Origin of the sequence: Winogradskyella bathintestinalis (assembly GCF_030407435.1) — a bacterium.
GTDB lineage: Bacteria > Bacteroidota > Bacteroidia > Flavobacteriales > Flavobacteriaceae > Winogradskyella > Winogradskyella bathintestinalis.
In genome coordinates this window covers 1-557 of record NZ_JASDDK010000034.1, presented here as the reverse complement: position 1 = coordinate 557, position 557 = coordinate 1, and the positions used below count along the sequence as shown (strand labels likewise).

The following is a 557-nucleotide window of genomic DNA, read 5'->3' as shown; positions in this document are numbered from 1 at the left end:
TACAAGTTCACCCAACCAAGATACAATTTACGTACGCGTAGAGGATCCCGCGTATCCCGATTGTTATGGCACCACCTCGTTTAATCTTATCGTTAATCCATTACCAACAGCCATAACTCCCACAGCACTAGAAGTCTGTGACGATGGCACCCCAGATGGATTAACGGAGATGGATCTGAGTTTAAAAAATTCAGAAATTACAGGCAATAACCCTAATTATGCGGTAAGCTATTATGAAACTCTAGCCGGTGCACAGACAGATACTGCAGCATTGCCAATGCTGTATACTAATTTGAGCAACGGTCAGAATGTTTTTGCACGAGTACAAGATAGCAATACCGGTTGTTACACCACCACTACTTTAGAGTTGCTTGTAGAACAAGCACCAATAGCATTCACGCCACAACCCTTAAGATATTGTGATCCAGACAATGATGGTTTTGGTCTTTTTACCCTTACGGATGTAGATGATGAGATTACGGGAGGCGCTTCGGGTCTAGAGGTCACTTACCATGAAACCCAGACCAATGCCAATAATGGAGTAAATGCCATAGATA

1 pseudogene is annotated in these 557 nt (G+C 42.9%); it reads left to right on the top strand.

Annotated elements, in window-relative coordinates:
- A pseudogene (locus QMA06_RS16445) lies at nucleotides 1-557 on the top strand (T9SS type B sorting domain-containing protein); the annotation flags it as partial.